The sequence below is a fragment of the Nonomuraea sp. NPDC049158 genome, assembly GCF_040648335.1.
In the GTDB taxonomy this organism is placed as follows: Bacteria; Actinomycetota; Actinomycetes; order Streptosporangiales; family Streptosporangiaceae; genus Nonomuraea.
The window spans coordinates 62,891-78,084 of sequence record NZ_JBEZDM010000006.1; the positions used below are offsets into that span (position 1 = coordinate 62,891).

13 protein-coding genes are annotated in these 15,194 nt (G+C 69.6%); 3 read left to right on the forward strand and 10 right to left on the reverse strand.

Annotated features, from left to right (window positions below):
• The first annotated feature begins 79 nt into the window (after nucleotides 1–79).
• The gene (locus AB0B61_RS15315; protein ID WP_358431981.1) at nucleotides 80–508 is read left to right on the forward strand and encodes an SRPBCC family protein; all 429 of its coding nucleotides are present in this window, start codon (nucleotides 80–82) and stop codon (nucleotides 506–508) included.
• Between the two features lie 10 nt (nucleotides 509–518).
• On the opposite strand, the gene AB0B61_RS15320 is transcribed toward AB0B61_RS15315, so the two are convergent.
• Complete coding sequence (locus tag AB0B61_RS15320; protein ID WP_358431982.1) at nucleotides 519–2,372, reverse strand: cellulose binding domain-containing protein; 1,854 nt, start codon at nucleotides 2,370–2,372, stop codon at nucleotides 519–521.
• Nucleotides 2,373–2,514: 142 nt separating this feature from the next.
• Nucleotides 2,515–4,080: an alpha-L-arabinofuranosidase B gene (locus AB0B61_RS15325; protein ID WP_358431983.1), complete on the reverse strand. Its 1,566-nt coding sequence runs from the start codon at nucleotides 4,078–4,080 to the stop codon at nucleotides 2,515–2,517.
• 471 nt (nucleotides 4,081–4,551) lie between these two features.
• On the opposite strand from AB0B61_RS15325, the gene AB0B61_RS15330 reads away from it, so the two are divergent.
• Nucleotides 4,552–5,487, forward strand: coding sequence for an NADP-dependent oxidoreductase (locus tag AB0B61_RS15330; protein WP_358431984.1), 936 nt, complete (start codon nucleotides 4,552–4,554; stop codon nucleotides 5,485–5,487).
• Between the two features lie 6 nt (nucleotides 5,488–5,493).
• On the opposite strand, the gene AB0B61_RS15335 is transcribed toward AB0B61_RS15330, so the two are convergent.
• Nucleotides 5,494–5,799 (reverse strand): hypothetical protein, encoded by a 306-nt coding sequence (locus AB0B61_RS15335; protein WP_358431985.1) that lies wholly within the window; start codon nucleotides 5,797–5,799, stop codon nucleotides 5,494–5,496.
• A 415-nt stretch (nucleotides 5,800–6,214) separates the two neighbouring features.
• Between AB0B61_RS15335 and AB0B61_RS15340 the strand changes: the two genes are divergently transcribed.
• Nucleotides 6,215–6,967: a hypothetical protein gene (locus AB0B61_RS15340; protein WP_358431986.1), complete on the forward strand. Its 753-nt coding sequence runs from the start codon at nucleotides 6,215–6,217 to the stop codon at nucleotides 6,965–6,967.
• Nucleotides 6,968–7,055: 88 nt separating this feature from the next.
• Here the strand turns inward: AB0B61_RS15340 and AB0B61_RS15345 are convergent, their stop codons facing one another.
• Genes AB0B61_RS15345 through AB0B61_RS15375 form a run of 7 tightly spaced genes read right to left on the reverse strand, consistent with a single transcriptional unit; the run spans nucleotide 7,056 to nucleotide 15,003 of the window.
• Nucleotides 7,056–8,249: an ATP-grasp domain-containing protein gene (locus AB0B61_RS15345; protein WP_358431987.1), complete on the reverse strand. Its 1,194-nt coding sequence runs from the start codon at nucleotides 8,247–8,249 to the stop codon at nucleotides 7,056–7,058.
• Nucleotides 8,250–8,286: 37 nt separating this feature from the next.
• Complete coding sequence (locus tag AB0B61_RS15350; RefSeq protein ID WP_358431988.1) at nucleotides 8,287–9,651, reverse strand: condensation domain-containing protein; 1,365 nt, start codon at nucleotides 9,649–9,651, stop codon at nucleotides 8,287–8,289.
• Nucleotides 9,648–11,339, reverse strand: coding sequence for a non-ribosomal peptide synthetase (locus AB0B61_RS15355; RefSeq protein ID WP_358431989.1), 1,692 nt, complete (start codon nucleotides 11,337–11,339; stop codon nucleotides 9,648–9,650). The genes AB0B61_RS15350 and AB0B61_RS15355 overlap by 4 nt, the downstream gene beginning before the upstream one ends.
• A gap of 2 nt (nucleotides 11,340–11,341) precedes the next feature.
• The gene (locus tag AB0B61_RS15360; RefSeq protein WP_358431990.1) at nucleotides 11,342–12,145 is read right to left on the reverse strand and encodes an ABC transporter permease; all 804 of its coding nucleotides are present in this window, start codon (nucleotides 12,143–12,145) and stop codon (nucleotides 11,342–11,344) included.
• A complete protein-coding gene (locus AB0B61_RS15365; RefSeq protein ID WP_358431991.1) occupies nucleotides 12,132–12,890 on the reverse strand; it encodes an ABC transporter permease in 759 nt (252 codons plus the stop codon). The genes AB0B61_RS15360 and AB0B61_RS15365 overlap by 14 nt, the downstream gene beginning before the upstream one ends.
• Nucleotides 12,887–13,897 (reverse strand): ABC transporter ATP-binding protein, encoded by a 1,011-nt coding sequence (locus tag AB0B61_RS15370; RefSeq protein WP_358431992.1) that lies wholly within the window; start codon nucleotides 13,895–13,897, stop codon nucleotides 12,887–12,889. The genes AB0B61_RS15365 and AB0B61_RS15370 overlap by 4 nt, the downstream gene beginning before the upstream one ends.
• Nucleotides 13,894–15,003 carry a GNAT family N-acetyltransferase gene (locus AB0B61_RS15375; protein WP_358431993.1) on the reverse strand — a complete coding sequence of 370 codons (1,110 nt, stop codon included), beginning with the start codon at nucleotides 15,001–15,003 and terminating at the stop codon, nucleotides 13,894–13,896. Before AB0B61_RS15375 ends, AB0B61_RS15370 begins: the two co-directional genes overlap by 4 nt.
• Nucleotides 15,004–15,194 lie beyond the last annotated feature (191 nt).

The window sequence follows — 15,194 nt, forward strand, 5'->3', positions numbered from 1 at the left end:
CGCGCTTCCCGGCGGTAAGAAATCTGACCACAATTCTCGGACAGAACTCGCAGGTACGGGAGGCCAGGTGTCGAGCAGCGTGCTGACCCACGAATTCCACGTGGACGCCACACCGGAGAAGGTGTTCGAGCACCTGACGACTCCAGAGAGCTACATCGGGCTGTCCCCTCTCGTGGTTTCCGTCAGCGATGTGGACCGCTCGGAGGCCGGCGTGATCCGGTACAGGGCCGTCGAGCGTTTCCGATTTTTGCGGATCTTCACCTACGACAACGCGATCGACGTGGCCCTGCACACCGACGGGCTGTCCGTCCACGGCGAGGTGCGGAGCCCGGGACGCATTCGCATGGCCTACCGCTTCGACCTTGAGCCGGACGGCACCGGCACGCGGATGAGCGATCGGCTCGACCTGACGGCGCCATGGCTCCTGGCCGGGTTCGCCGCCGGCCAGGCGCGCAACGTCCAGCTCGCCCGCGCTCGGATCCTGGCGGCGCGGCTGTCTGGTAGGTAGGCCTCAGGTGTCAGGCGCAGGTGTACCCGGATGGCAGCGCGGTGTTGCCGTTCGGGCGGGTCGCCTGGAAGCCGACGCTGGTGGTGCTGGCTCCGGGGGTGAGGGTGCCGTTGTGGGCGACGTTTCTGATGGTCACGGTCTGCCCGCTGACGGTGAGGGCGCCGTTCCACGAACCGGTCACCGTATGCCCGGCCGGCAGCGTGAAGGTGACCGTCCATCCGGTGATCGTCGCGGTGCCGGTGTTGGTGATGGTCAGCGGCTGGACGACGTACCCGGTGGCCCACTGGGTCTGTACGGTCGCAGCGGCCGTACAGGTGCCGGTGGACGTGCCGGGCTGGGTGGTGACCGTCGCCGTGTTCGAGACCGGTGAGACGTTGCCCGCGCCGTCCCGTGCTCTGACCTGGTAGCGGTAGGTGGTGCTCGGGGTCAGGCCCGTGTCGCTGAACGAGGTCGTGATCGAGGTGCCGACCTGGGCGAACGTACCGCCACTCGCGCCGGGCGCACGCAGGATGTCGTAGCCGGCGACGCCGTTGTCGTCCGTGGCGGCCGTCCAGCTCAGGTTCGCGCCCGTGGACATGGTTCCCGAGGCCGCCAAGCCGGCCGGGGCCGTCGGCGGGGTGGTGTCGCCGGAATCGCCGAGGGCCGGCGTCTGCCAGTCCCGCCACTCGGACAGATTGCCGAGCGCCTTGGGCGAGATCCTGATCGCGCCGGCGGCATTACCCGTCTTCAGCAGGAACTTCTGAATGTTCTGCTGCAACGGGGACCGCCATTCAGGCCTGTTGGCGCAGTGATTGCCGTCCTGAATGTCGGACCAGTAGGTGATGTTGCCTCCCGCGCCGAGCGCCTTGTAGACCTCGGCTCCGCCCAAGGCCGCCACGCTCGCGGACCGGGGGCCGAGATTGACAATGTGCGGGTTATCCATGATGAACAGTCCGCGCGGCGCGACCATGGCCACCATTTCATGCGTGTCCACCGGCAGCCGGTCCGGACCGCTGGTGAAGGAGCCGAACGCGTCGCCCAGCCACGGCTGCTCTCCATAGGCACTGCTCAAACTCTGGGCACCTTCCCCAGGAATCCCACGGAAAATGGGAACCCCGGCGCTGCCCGACTCGATCGGCATGGTCAAAGCGATGCGCTGATCGAAGGCACCGATCACGAAGGCGCCCTTTCCGAACCGCGAGCATCCCGTGACGCCGGTCGCATCCGCTTTCAGAATGCTGCCGTCCGACTGCTCGATGACGTCGATGATTCGGCTCACCCCCCAGGCCCAGGCGAGTAACAGCCCTGTACTGCTGGAGGAGCCGTAGATGCTGTAGAAGGCGCCTTGTTTGTTGTTTCGCGGCGTGCCCTCTCGCCCGACCGCGTAGGGGTCGTAGTTGATGACGGCGGCGCCGGCCGCGCTGATGGCGGCCGTGTCCGCGCCGAATCCGCCCAGGACGACGACGGCCGGGAAGGGTCCGGAACCACTCGGCAAGGAGAGGCTCGCCGAGAAGCCAGCGCTCCTGCCGTTGTGGTTCACGTTCACGGTGATGCCGGTTCTCGAGACCGTACCCGTGACGCTCGCCGGTTTTCCGGGCTTCTCGCCATAGACGAATTTCTCCGCCAGCTTTTTGATCTCTTCTCGTCGGCACCGCCAATCGGACTTGGCGGAGATACGCGTACCATCCAGCTTCTTGAAAGGGTCGGGGAGCCGGGAGCTGCTCGGCAGAGATCCCGTGTCGGGCAGGCCGGTCACGACGCAGTCGGCGCCCTCGTCCTCGACTCCGGTTGCCGCCGTTGCCCTGGTGGGGGCTACGGTTAGCGCTCCAGTGAGCGAGAGTGTCACGGCTACCGCCAGCGCGACGGCCCTCGTACGGAGGGTCACTAGGCTCTCCCTTCCAGGTGGGGCGTTGGCGATCAGTCTGAGAACTCGCCCGAAACATGTCAATGTCGGCCCGAAACTTTCAGTCGACGGTCGTGGAGCCGCCCCCAAGGACCGGGGACGGCTCCACTCAAGAGGGCGACATCTATGCCCAGGATTGTTCGACGATCCAGCTCACGTCGTTGGCCCATGAGGTGGCGCTGTCGAAGGCGTTCGAGCCGCCGTTGCTGGCGATGTAGACGATGTTGTTGTAGTGGCGGATGAACCGGGTCGGGAAGTTGTAGGAGGCGAGCGAGGAGCCCTGGCCGCTCTTGCCGGCCTGCGGGCAGAAGGTGGCGTCGGCCGCGAACAGTGAGCTGCCGTCGTTGTGCTGCCGGTACAGCTGGTAGTTCTGGTGCCGCAGGAAGTCGCCGGGGTAGTTCCTCGACTCGAACGACACGCACGAGCCGCTGGCCAGACCGCTGCGTACGATCCACGAGGCGTCGCTCTTGTCGAGAGACGAGCTGCCCGAGGTGATCACCGAGGTGATGGCCTGGTCGTTCTGGTGCCGGATGTAGCGGTCGGTGCAGCAGGCTGTCGTCGCGCGCAGGGAGATCGACGAGCCGGGGGTGAGCGTTCCACCGGGGTTGCCGCCGCTCGACGGCGCGTATCCGGCGGCGACGATGCCGGCCTGCACCGAGTTCTCGGTGGCGTCCGACGGATAGCCGGAGGTCATCACGCCTTCATAGAAGGTGCCGGCGGAGCTGTTGCTGTTGTCGCCGCCGATCCCGAGGATGATCGCCCCTTCCTTCTTCATCGGGTTGTAGCCCGCGACGTTGGGGCGCGCTCCGTTGTAGTACGTCGACAGGTTGCCCGACTGCGCGTTGCCGGCCCGGATCGACCAGTGGTTCGGCTCGCCCTTGATGATGGCGGTCAGGAACCGGTGGTTCACGGTCGGGTCGTTCGCGTTGTAACCCGGGTTCACTCCGGAGAACAGGCCGTTCTCGAGGTCGGCCATGACCCAGGGGCCGTTGCCCGTGCCGTAGCCCCAGACCTTGATGTTCCCGAAGTAGATGGCCTCCATGGTGCCGTTGCCGTTGTCGCGGCTGTTGGTCTCGGCGTTGCCGTAGTCGAAGCAGCAGCCACCGTTGTAGTGCGTGCCGTCGAAGACCGCGTACATCCCCTCAGGCTGATCGCCCTTCGCGACGCCGTTGGTGGTGTTGTTGCGGTAGCCGGTGCCAGGAGCGACATAGACGCCGTACGCCTTGTGACCGTTGATCATCGTCGGCGCGGCGGTCGCGTTCGCGAGGTTGTCATACCCGCCCGGAGACGGGCCGGGGAATCCGCCGGGGGGCGCCTGGGTGAGGTTGTTACCCCGGCCGGACTGGTCGTAAATGATGGTGATGAGGCAGGTCGTACCCGCGCAGAACGAATCCTGCGTGGCGGCGTTGGCGTAGCCGCCCGCGCTCAGGAGGCCGATGTTCCTGGTGGTGTTGTCCGAGGTACGGCGCACCTGGTAGAGCGAGCCGTTGTAGGTGCCGTACAGGGCACGGGTCGTACTGTGCGCCGCGACACACGGGGTGCCGCCGGCGGCGTAGATGTCACACGACAGCGATGTGGCGGCCTGGGACGGCGTGGAGACCCCGGCGAGGAGGCCGGCGGCGAGCGCGACGGCCGCACCGGCGGACAGCAGTACCTTTTTAAGCTGCCGTAATTGGGACCGAACAATCACGATGAACCTCTGCCTTTCAGGGGGGGCGTCGCTATATTCCAGGCACAGGTCATTAACAAAAGACGCGAAGGACGTCGCCGTGCGGCCGTGCGCACAGCGACATGCCTGCCGACCTGCGACATCGCGACAGGGGCGGAAAGGGGGTTACATTGTTAGCGCTAACATTCTTGCGTGCTATAAGACCTCCAGAGACGCGCTAATGGGTTGACTGGCTCACTATGGATCGGAAGCCTATGTTGCGTCAAGGTTTCGGTGGAGTTATGCGACTACTGAGCAGAACGGTTGTCGCGGGCGGCGGCGACTTGCTCGATATGCGCCTCGGCCAGCCCTTCAGGGGTCGTGAGATGGCCGTCGTAGGCGATCCGCGCCTGCTCACGCTCCTGTCCGTACGCTAGGCACCTTGAGGTGCGTACTTCCTTCCAGAGAGTAGCTCTCCGTAAGGTCGTTCTCCTGAACCCTTAAGGAGATCTCATGCGCGCAGTTGTCATCCGTGCATTCGGCGGCCCGGAGGTTCTGCAGATCGCGGACGTACCGACGCCGGTCGCGGGAGAAGGCCAAGTCCGGATCCGAGTCGAGGCCGCCACGGTCAACCCGGTCGATCTGGCCGCTCGGTCCGGTGCGCTCACCGAGGCGGGCTTGCTGCCGGTGCGGGACATGATCGGCATCGGGTGGGATGTCGCCGGAACCATCGAGGAGGCGGGCCCAGGGGTCACCGGTTTCGTGCGCGGGCAGCAGGTGATCGGCCTGTCCGACCGGCTGGACGTGCCGCTCGGCACCCAGGCCGACCAGGTCGTCATCGACGCGGACGCGGTCGCAGCCGCGCCTGCGGGCGTATCGGCCGTACAAGCCGCCACGCTGCCCCTGAACGGTCTCACCGCCGCGCAAGCGCTCGACGGACTCGACCTGCACCACGGGCAGACGCTGCTGGTGACGGGAGCGGCCGGTGCCGTCGGCGGTTTCGCGATCCAACTGGCCGTCGCGCGCGGGCTCCGGGTGGTCGCGGTCGCCGGAGCCGACGACGAACCGCTGGTCCGCGGGCTCGGCGCCGAACTGTTCGTACCGCGCACGGCACGGCTTGGCGAGGCGGTCCGTTCCCTTGTTCCGGGCGGCGTGCACGCGGCGCTGGACGCGGCCGTGCTCGGAGCGGCCGCCCTCGACGCGGTCCGGTCGGGGGGAGCCTTCGCCGCGCTGGTGGCGGGCGGGGCGCCGGCTCCGCTTCGTGGCATCCGGGTCTTCAACCACTGGATTCGCGCTGACGGCGCCCACCTTTCCAGGCTTGCCACCCTGGTCGAAGCAGGCTCCCTCACGCTACGCGTAGCCGAGACCATGCCCCTCGACCACGTCGCCGCCGCCCACCGACGCCTCGCGAAAGGCGGCCTCCGCGGCCGCCTCGTCCTCACCCTTTAAAGATCATCAGGATGTCGCCGGCCGTCGCGATGTAGAGCCGATCGCGACCGGTAGCTCGAAGCGTCCCAGGTCGAATGCGCCCTGCCTGCGATCCGATCGGCCGCGCACCGCCAGGTACAGGACGATCGCCAGGCCGTAGATGATCGCCGAGAGGATCGTCGCCGCCGTGATCAGGTCCAGCAGCGCGGCACCTGACAGCGCGACCATGAGCATGACCCCAGAGCCGAGCGTCCGTTTCAGCTCCTGCCGGTAGCCTCCGAGCTCGACGGAACCCACACCGGCCCGCGCGGCCTCCGATGCGGAAAAAGGCACTACATCCGGGCCAGCTCAAGGTCGGTGCCACCGGCGCGGATCCCCTCGGCGGCCGCCTCGGTGAGTGCGGCGTCGGTGATCACCATGTCGAAACCTCCTCGCCGAGGCGGAGATCGGTGAGCTCACCGGCAAGTACGGGACTCCCTGGGACATGGGGGCGTGCCTCGCGTGAAGGACCTCGCTCCTGCGGACCCTCTGGCTCGGGTTGGTCCTGCCTCCGCGGGTTCACGCCCTGTGGATCAGCCTTGTGATCGCGTGAGCCGGTGTTGCTGTACGGCATTCCTCCACCAACTGTGGCTAAAAGCGGTGATCGAAAAGAGATCTCGAGCCGAGACGATCAGGGCTGCCATCCCTGTTGGGGGCGACTCGAGAGAGGACAGCTCGGATGAGGCGATGGGCAGCCACCATGACCGTCGTGACGATCGCATCCGTCACGCTCAGCGGACTTGTCACCACCGCGAACGCTCAGACGGACCCGGCCGACGCGCTCAGGCGTCAACTGGTCGAGGGCCGGGGAGTGACCATGTCAGAGGTCTTCGCTTCGCGGGAATCCGGGGGAAGAACGAGCTATCGGAAAAAGACCCAAGCCGAGTTCGGCAAGGCCGGGGTGACGGGCACCGATGTCAGGGACGTCGCCACCCCCGACACCCCTGACGATCCCCCGCGGTTCCTCATATTCAAGGGCCGGACGTACTGCCAGGGCTGGATCTGTCCCGCTCCCGAGGGGAAGACCTGGGTGCTCCTCTCCGAGGACGAGAAGACCCGTCCCTTCCTGCAGGTCGGCGGGATCGATCTCGCCGATCCAGGCACGCTGAAGGCGATATTGGCCACAACCGATGTCAAGCGTCCCGGTGGCACCTACGACAACACCCGGACCACGGTCTACCAGGGGACGCTCACCTTCAGCCGGCTCTTTAAGACGTCGGCCGCGTTCCGCGCCCAGCACGACGGGATGTCCGCGAAGACCGAACTCTCGTGGCGGCTGTGGCTCGGAGAGGACCAGTTGGTGCGCAGGGTCCGGGCCTCCTGGCCCGAAAGGTTCGGCAAGCGCTTGATCTCCCACGTCGTCGACGCTCGCCTGACCGGCTGGGGCGCCAAGACGGACATCGCGGTCCCCTCCGCCGACGAGACAGCGGGACCGGACGAGTGGAGAGACTCCCGGTCCTGAGCCTCGCCGCCGCAGCTGGAAGCTTGGGCCGCCGCTGGCAGCCAACGAACTGGCTGACCTGGAGACACAGCGTGCAACGTGTGAATGGTCAGGCCAGCTCCGGTGTGCCCATCAGCTTGCCGAGATCGGTGACCGCCGCCCGGAGTTGCCCGGTCAGTGACTCGCCGTCGTCCGTGGACCAGCCGAGGGCGTACCCGGCTCTGGCCCAGTTCGCGGTCAGCGGCGGAAGGCGGCAGCCGGCCGCGGCGAGCTGCCGGACGATCTTGACGTCCGGCAGACCCGTGAGCACCTCCACCGGGGCGACGTTCCGGCGGACGATGCCGGAGGCCAGCAGAAAGCGCACCTCGGCCCGGTGGGCGCGGGATGGGCGGTCCGCCGCGAGCGGCTGGCCCAGTGCCAGGTGGGCCTGGTCGATGTAGAGGTCGCGGCCATGCACGGCGGACACCAGTTCGGTGATGTAGTCGCCCGCCGGTCGTACCGTCCCCTCCAGCAGGACGGGGCGACCGCCGTCGAGCTTCACCTCGACGTGCATGATGGCCGACTCGACCCGCCAGGCGGCGATCAGGTCGCGGACGAGCGCCCTGACGGCGGCGTCGGGGTGTTCGGCCTGGTCGGTGGTGTGGGCGACTTCGAGAAAGCCGGTGGGGCCGCCTGTCTGCTTGCGGGTCAGCGAGGAGAAGACCAGCTCGCCGTCCCGCACCACGGCCTCGACGCTCGCCTCCGCTCCGGGCAGGTACTCCTCCACGATGCCGGTACGGCTCGGCGAGATCGCCCGTACTCTCGGCCACCGGTCCAGCGCCTCTTCGACACTGTGGACGGCGAACACGGCGGCGCTCGCGGAGGCGTCCGGCGGCTTCAGAACGGCGGCCTGGACACCGGCGGCGAAGAAGCGTACGAGATCGTCGGGGCCGGTGACGGCCGAGTGCCGGGGGCCGGCCAGGTCGTGTCGCTGGCCGGCCGAGCGCTGGTGGAGCTTGCTGCGCGCGATGCGCGCCGCGCCGGCGCCGGGGCCTGGCAGGCCCAGCTGCCGCGCCACTGTCGCGGCGGTGATCAGCGATCCCTCGGCCAGCGTGGTCACCCCGTCGTGGCCGGCCGCCATTCGGGCGAGCGACTCCACATCGGCCTTCTCATCGCGGACCTCGACCGGATGGAAACGGTCGACGGCGTGCTCGAAGCCGCCGCCGCTGACCCCGTCCGCGAGGGTGACCGACAGGCCGGCGCGCAGCCAGGTGGAGAAGGCCCACTCGCGGCGCGGGTCCGCGCCGATGACGAACAATTTCACTGGTCTGCGCTCCCAACTATGCCGATGACGAACAACCTCATCCGTCCGCGCTCCCAACTGTCCGGCCCGCGCTTTCGGCGAACCGGTCGAGGTTCGCGATGGTGCTCTCCCAGAGCGCGAGGACGTCCGCCTCGCTGTAGCGTTCGGGCTTGTACCGCAGGGCCACCCGCAGGCCGCCGCCGTCGTCCTCCGACCAGTACGTCAGGAGCGCCCCGTCCGGTCGCCCGAGGTGGACGGGGAACTCCTCGATCTCGGTGCCGGCGAAGGCGGCCGGGCGCAGGCCGGGGCCCATCCGCAGCGGCTGGGCGTTGAACGAGATGTACGGCAGCGACATCGAGTGGGTGAACCATTCCGGCACGGTGTCCGCGACGACCAGCGCCCAGGGAACGCGCGCCGAGTCCAGCGCCGTAACGACCGCCTCGCGGAACGACCGCACCTGCTCCTCTGGAGAGGCATGCCTGCCCCGGTTGACGACGGCGACCTGGTCGGCGAACCAGCCCACCGAGCCGTGCAGCTCGGGGCGGGGACGGCCGGCGACCGCCATGATCGTCGCGGCGGGGAAATGATCACCCAGCTCGGCCGACGCCGCGTCCAGGGCGGCCAGGACGAGCTGGAGCCGGGTCAGCCGGAACCGCTTCGCGGCCGGCAGCAGGCGCTCGTACGAATCCACGTCGAACTGCCGCTCGATCCGCGGGACATCGGTCTGGCCAGCGAGCCCCTGGTCGGCGATCCCCCGGCCGACGGGCCTCCGCTCGGCGGTCCCCCCGTCAGTGGGCCCCCGGTCAGCGGGCCCCCGGTCGGGGAGGAGAACGTGCCGCGTGAGCTTCCGGCGCAGGTTGAGGCCGGCCGTGGACTCCAGGTAGTCGTTCTGGCGCTCGACCCAGCCGGCGTACGCGGCCGCAGCCGGGGGCAGGTCTCCGGTCGACGCGCCGATCTCCAGGTCGTAGAGGCGGCACAGGTCCCCCAGGAGGATCCGCCGCGACCACGCGTCGGAGACCAGGTGGTCGACGACCAGCCCGAGCAGCGTCTCCGCGGCGTCCGGAAGCGGGATGGCGACCAGCCGGGCCAGCGGTCCCCGCTCGATGTCGAACGGTCGCTCGGCCTCCCGCACCAGCGCCTGCCGAGCGTCGGCGGGAGGTGGAAGCGGCAGACGTACCAGGTCGACCGGGTCCGTCGGGTCCAGCCGCCACAGCGGCTTGTGCGGGTCGAAGGACGTGAGCAGGATCGGGTGCCGCCGCTGCAGCCGGAGCCAGGCCAGGTTCAGCGCGGACAGGTTCAGCGCACCGCGTACGCGCAACGCGGCGATCGTGTGCTGCGGCCGGTACAGCCCGGCCGCCGCGTCCTCGACCAGCCGGAGCAGGCGGCTGCGCTGGGTCCACGACGGGGTGGTCGGGCCGGTCACCCGAGGCTCCGGCCGGCGAGATAGCGGGAGATCTCTTCGACGGTGGGATGGTCGAAGACCAGACCGTACGGGATCTCCGCTTCCAGCGCGTCCTCCAGCCGGGCGGCGATCTCCATCGCGGACATCGAATCGACGCCGAGCTCGAAGAGATCCGCGGTGAGCGGGACCGATTCGACGCCGAGGACCCGTCGGCAGGTTTCGACGACCAGCACGTTCCCCCCAGCTTCGCCTGGCTTAACCGAGGCCGGGGTCAGGGCCGGGGCGCTGGCCTGGGAGCGCAGGTCTGTGCGGTCGATCTTGCCGTTCGGCAGCAGCGGCAGGTCCGTACGCACGACGAACTCATCCGGAACCGCCGCGGCCGGCAACTCTCGCAGAACCGCCTCCCGCAACACCCGAACCGGCGGCACGGCCGGATCCCCCACAAGATAGGCGACAAGCCGTCCATCCCCCGCGACGACAACGGCGACGTCGCGGACGTCGGCCACGCCGCGCAGCACCCGTTCGACCTCCGGCAGCCGCAGCCGGACACCGCGCACCTTGACCTGCTGGTCCAACCGGCCGAGCAGATGCAGCAACCCTCGCTCGTCCCGCCGCCCCAGGTCGCCGGTGCGGTACACCTGCTCACCCGTGGGAGCCGTCTCGAACGTGCGGTCCGTGCCGAGGTACCCCAGTGAGCGATACGGCGTCGTCAGCACCACCTCGCCCACATCATCGGGCTCCCAGGACCCCGGCCGCAGCACGCCGACCGAGCACCCGGGCAACGGCCGCCCGACCGGCAACGGGCCGGTGCCCGGCTCGTCAGGCACCTCGAAAGCACACTGGGCCAGGGTGGTTTCCGTAGGTCCGTACAGATTGACCACCCGGCAGCCCGGCGCCACCCGGCCGCGCCAGTCGTTCACCAGCTCCGCGTGCAGCGGCTCCCCGGCGAAGAAGGCGACCCGCAGGGTCGGCACCGCGGTGTCCACGGCCGTGGTCGCCAGCCACCGCCGGACCAGTGACGGAACGGTGTGAACCAGCGTGATCCCGTACTCCCGCGCGAACGAGAAGACCCGTGCGGCGTCCCGCGACCGCGACCCCGGCAGGCAGAGTGTGGCGCCGCTGATCAGCGGGGTGAAGACGTCGCGCAACATCACGTCGAAGGACCAGCTCGTCAGCTGCGCCATACGGTCGCCCGGCCCGACCTCGAAGGTGTCCCGCTGCCAGCGGACGAAATGGGCGAGCGAGTCGTGCGCGCCCAGCACCGCCTTCGGGCGGCCGGTGCTGCCGGAGGTGAAGCAGACGTACGCGGGCGCGCGGGCGTCGAGCTCGGCGGGCTCGGCCAGCGGCTCCACCTGGTCAGGGACGGCCATCGGGCGGGTCTGGCCAGACTCGAAGAGGCCGTCGGCGCGTACCAGGAAGCGCGCCACGCCGGTCATGCTGTCGCGGAGCTCCGGCGACAGCACCGGATCGATCGGGAGGATCGCGCAACCGGCGTAGAGCGTGCCGACGAGGGCGATCACCGACGCCGGTGTTCCGCCGTCCTCGACGGCCACCACCTCGCCTGGCGCGGCGCCCAGCGCACGCAGCAGTCCGGCGAAGCGGCGGGCCCGCGCGAGGAGTTCCCCGTACGAGACGCTGCCCGTCGGGCCGGTGATGGCCGGCGCGTCGGGGCGCGCGGCTGCGGCAGCTTCGATCCATTGGAGGAGCATCGTCAAATCCATCCGTCGGTGTCATGTGTACGAGCCCGCCGCGCCTGCAGCGTCAACACGATCGCGGCCACCGCCAGCCAGCCCAGGCCGACGGCCGCCTCGGCGGCGGCGTGCCCCAGCCACGGCCCGCCCGCGAGCGCCCCGCGTATGGCGAGCAGCCCGTTGGTCATCGGCAGTCCGTGTGCCACCGCCTCCAGCGGGTCCGGCAGCCGTTCGAGCGGCGCCACCGCGCCGGTCAGCGCCAGCAGCAGGTAGCTGGCGACGTTCGTGATGAACGAGTCGACGCGCTGGGTCATCGCGAACGCCGCGACGGCCATCCCCAGCGCGCTGGTGGACAGCGCCACCAGCACCACCAGCCCGCCGGCCGCCCACATGCCCGCCAGCAGCGCGGGCCGGTCGAAGAGCAGGCACGCCGCCGTCGCCGCCACCAGGCCGCCCAGCACGCCCTCCGCGGTGAAGATCCACCACCGGGTGGCCGCCACCACCGGCAGCGGGATCCACGCCAGCCGCATCCGGTAGAGGATGCCGAAGATCCGGTCCTCGACCAGGATGTCGGCGGCCTTGATCACGGTTGCGATGGTGACCACCTGCATGGCCCCGCCGACCAGGGCGAAGTCCCGGCCTGCCGGACCGGCTCCCATCAGGCCGACGTACGCGATGAAGAGCGTCTGCAGGATCGCCCGCGGCAGCGAGCTCCCCAGCACCACCCGCAGCGGATAGACCGCCCGGTATTCGCGCCACGAAAGGATCGCGACCGTACGCAGGGCGGCGACGGTGCGTACGGCGGTGGGATCAGACCAGCTCAAGGGTGCCCTCCGCGCGAATCCGCCGCAGTACGGCGCGTAGACCGACGACGGCGCCCACCGCGTACCCAGTTGAGGTCGCGGCCAGGAGCAGCCAGTCGCCGAGCTGCTGTCCCCGTCCCGAGGCGGCGTCGAGCAGCAGCTCGCCCGCCCACCGCAGGCTGATCAGCGTGGAGAGCTGTTGCGCCCAGCCCGGCAGCAGGGCGGTCGGCACGAACAGCCCGCCCAGGATGAACACCGGATAGATCAGCGTCTCGGCGATCCGCACCGCCGAGCGGGCCAGCAGGAACACCGAGCACAGCAGCAGCCCGAGCGAGGTCGCGGAGATCAGGGTGGCCAGCGCGGTGAGCGTGAACACCACCGGTGCGGCGATGCCGACCGGATGCCCGGCCACCGCCGCCACCACCCCGACGGTCAGCACCGTCAGGGCCGCCGACCGCAGCACCGCGCCGAGGCTCTTGCCGACCAGCACCACCACCAGCCCGGCCGGGCGGCTCACGATGCCCGGCAGGATGCCGCGCTGCCGCTCCTGCCGCAGCACCAGCCCGAATCTCCACACGGTCGCACCCCACAGCCCGATCAGGCCGCAGCCGATCGCGGTACGGGTGCCGGCCGCGGCCTGTCCAGAGGCCAGCAGGGTGATCGCCATGAACACCGCCGGCTGCACGACACCGGCCATCACGCCGGCCAGCCGGGTCTCGCTCTTGAACTGGACCCGGGCGCTGGCCAGCAGCACGCGGGCGATCATCTATGGCCGCCCTGGCTGAGCCTGGCGTCCCGGCTGAGGCGGCCGGCGTCCCGGCTGAGGTCTCGGAATATCTGTTCCAGACCCACCGGCTCAACGCGTACGTCGGCGATCTCGCCGTGCGGCCACTGCCGGGCGAGTTCGGTCAGCGTCGCCGGCTCCCACCGGGTCACCTCGTAGCGGGCGGTCCACATGCCGGATCCGGCAGGCTGGGCATCCACCAGCCGTACACCCGACTGCCCGGCGTCACCGCCCGGCCGCACCGGCTCGTCCCCGCGCACGCTCACCGTCACCGCCGCGGCCGAACCCGCCTGGCGCAGCAGTTCCTTCAGCGGCAGGTCGTGGGTGAGCCGGCCGTCCTGAAGGATCGCCACCCGGTCCGCCAGATCCTCGATGTCCCGCAGATAATGGCTGGTCAGCAGGATGCACGGCCGATATCCGGCGGCCCCGGCGGCCAGTTCGCCGATCACTCGGCGCAGCCGGTCCGCCTCTATGGGGTCGAGTCCGACGGTGGGCTCGTCCAGCATCAGCAGCTTCGGCGCGGCCATCAGCCCGATGGCCAGGTGCAGACGCTGCTTCATGCCCCGCGAGTACGTCTCCACCGGCCGGTCCGCCACCTTCTCCAGGGCGACCATGGCGATCACCTCGGCGGCCCGCCGCTCCAGCCGCCGGTGGTCCAGGCCGGACAGGGTGCCGAAGAAGCGTGCGTTGTCCCGGCCCGACAGCCGGCCGTAAAGACCCTGTTCCCCGCCGAAAACCACGGACAGCAGGCGGCGTACCTGCCGGGTCCGGGTGGCCACGTCCACTCCGCCCACCCGGACACTGCCGGAGGTCGGCAGCAGCAGGGTGCTGATCACCTTGATCAGGGTCGTCTTCCCCGCGCCGTTGAGACCCAGCAGACCGACCACCTCGCCCGCCTCAGCCGTGAAGGAGACCTCACGCAGCGCCTCGACGATCCCGGGCCCGGTCTTGAAGAGCCGGCCGACCGCGTTCACCTCCAGCGCGCTCACCAGGGCACGTCCCAGTCCTCCGCGGGCAGCACCCGTTCGTCGTACCGCTCCCGCCACGCGCGCCGCCCGGCGGCGCAGTGCTCCGCCGGTACGCGGGCGGATCCGTCGCACGGCACTGCCACCGTCCACAGCGGGTGGAGCCGCGCGCCCCGCTCGGCCTTCACCCGCGCCGACTCGATGCCGAGGTGCAGACGGCGCAATCTGGTCCGTTCCATGTACTGAACAGGCAGGTAGTAGGACAGATTGAAGTACTCGTACGCGTTGGCCAGCCGGGCGTAATCGAAGCCGATCATCCGGGCGTAGAGCGTGTCGCCGAAGCGGTACTGCAACGCGCCGGCCACCAGTTGCCCCTCCCGGCGCACGGTGAACGCCACGCTCTCGTCGTCGAGGAACTCGGCCTGCGGGCCCAGCACCCGCCGCATCGACTCCGGGGTGGTGCGGTAGCCGTACTTCTGTTGCAGGTTGGCGACCAGCGTGGCCAGCGCCTGCCAGCACTCGCTCAACGGCTGCTCCGCCAGTTCGTACGCGGCCTGCTCAAACCGGCGCCGCTCCCGCATCGTGCTCTTGCGCCGCCGGCCGCCCAGCCCGGCCAGGTACCTGTCCCACCCGTCGGCGGTCAGGCACGCCTCGACCGTGTCGAACGCCACCGACCCGCCCTCGGCGTGCAGCCACCTGGCGACGCGGGTCGGCGCGAACATCCACACCAGGCCCCGGGCGTCCCGCTCGGCGGCCAGCCGGAGCCCGGCCGCCAGCAGCGCCCGCAGCGCCGACCGGCGCTCCCGCTCGTCGCCGGACAGCAGGATCCCGCTGTGGTGGGCGCGACGACCGCCCGCCAGCAGCCAGCGGCCGCCCCCGGTGAGGGCCTGACGGTGCCGTCTCGGTGCGTAGAAACTGCTGCCTTCCACACGGATGTCATAGATGGGCAGCGCGCCGACCAGGGCTCCGTCATCGTAGGTGAGCACGTAGTGGTCGCTCACGTACGGATCGCCCTCCAGCGTCCGCAGCCATCCGTACGACAGGTAGAAGTCGTCGGCGGTCGCCAGCCGATCCCAGTCCGGCTGCCCGACCTCGTCGAGTCCCTGCGTCACCGAGATATCCAAATCCACTCATTCGCTCCAGGTGCGGATGTCAATGCGGCGACTTTGAGTTTGGTCTCCCGGCTCGACGCTGATCCAGGGCAAGGACCGGACATCGACCGGGCTTTTACGACAGGGCGGTATGACCGGCCAATGTCCGCTCGCTGACCTGGTCCGGCGTCTCATGAACTGGCAGCGTGGCTTTCCGGCCTTCTTACTGC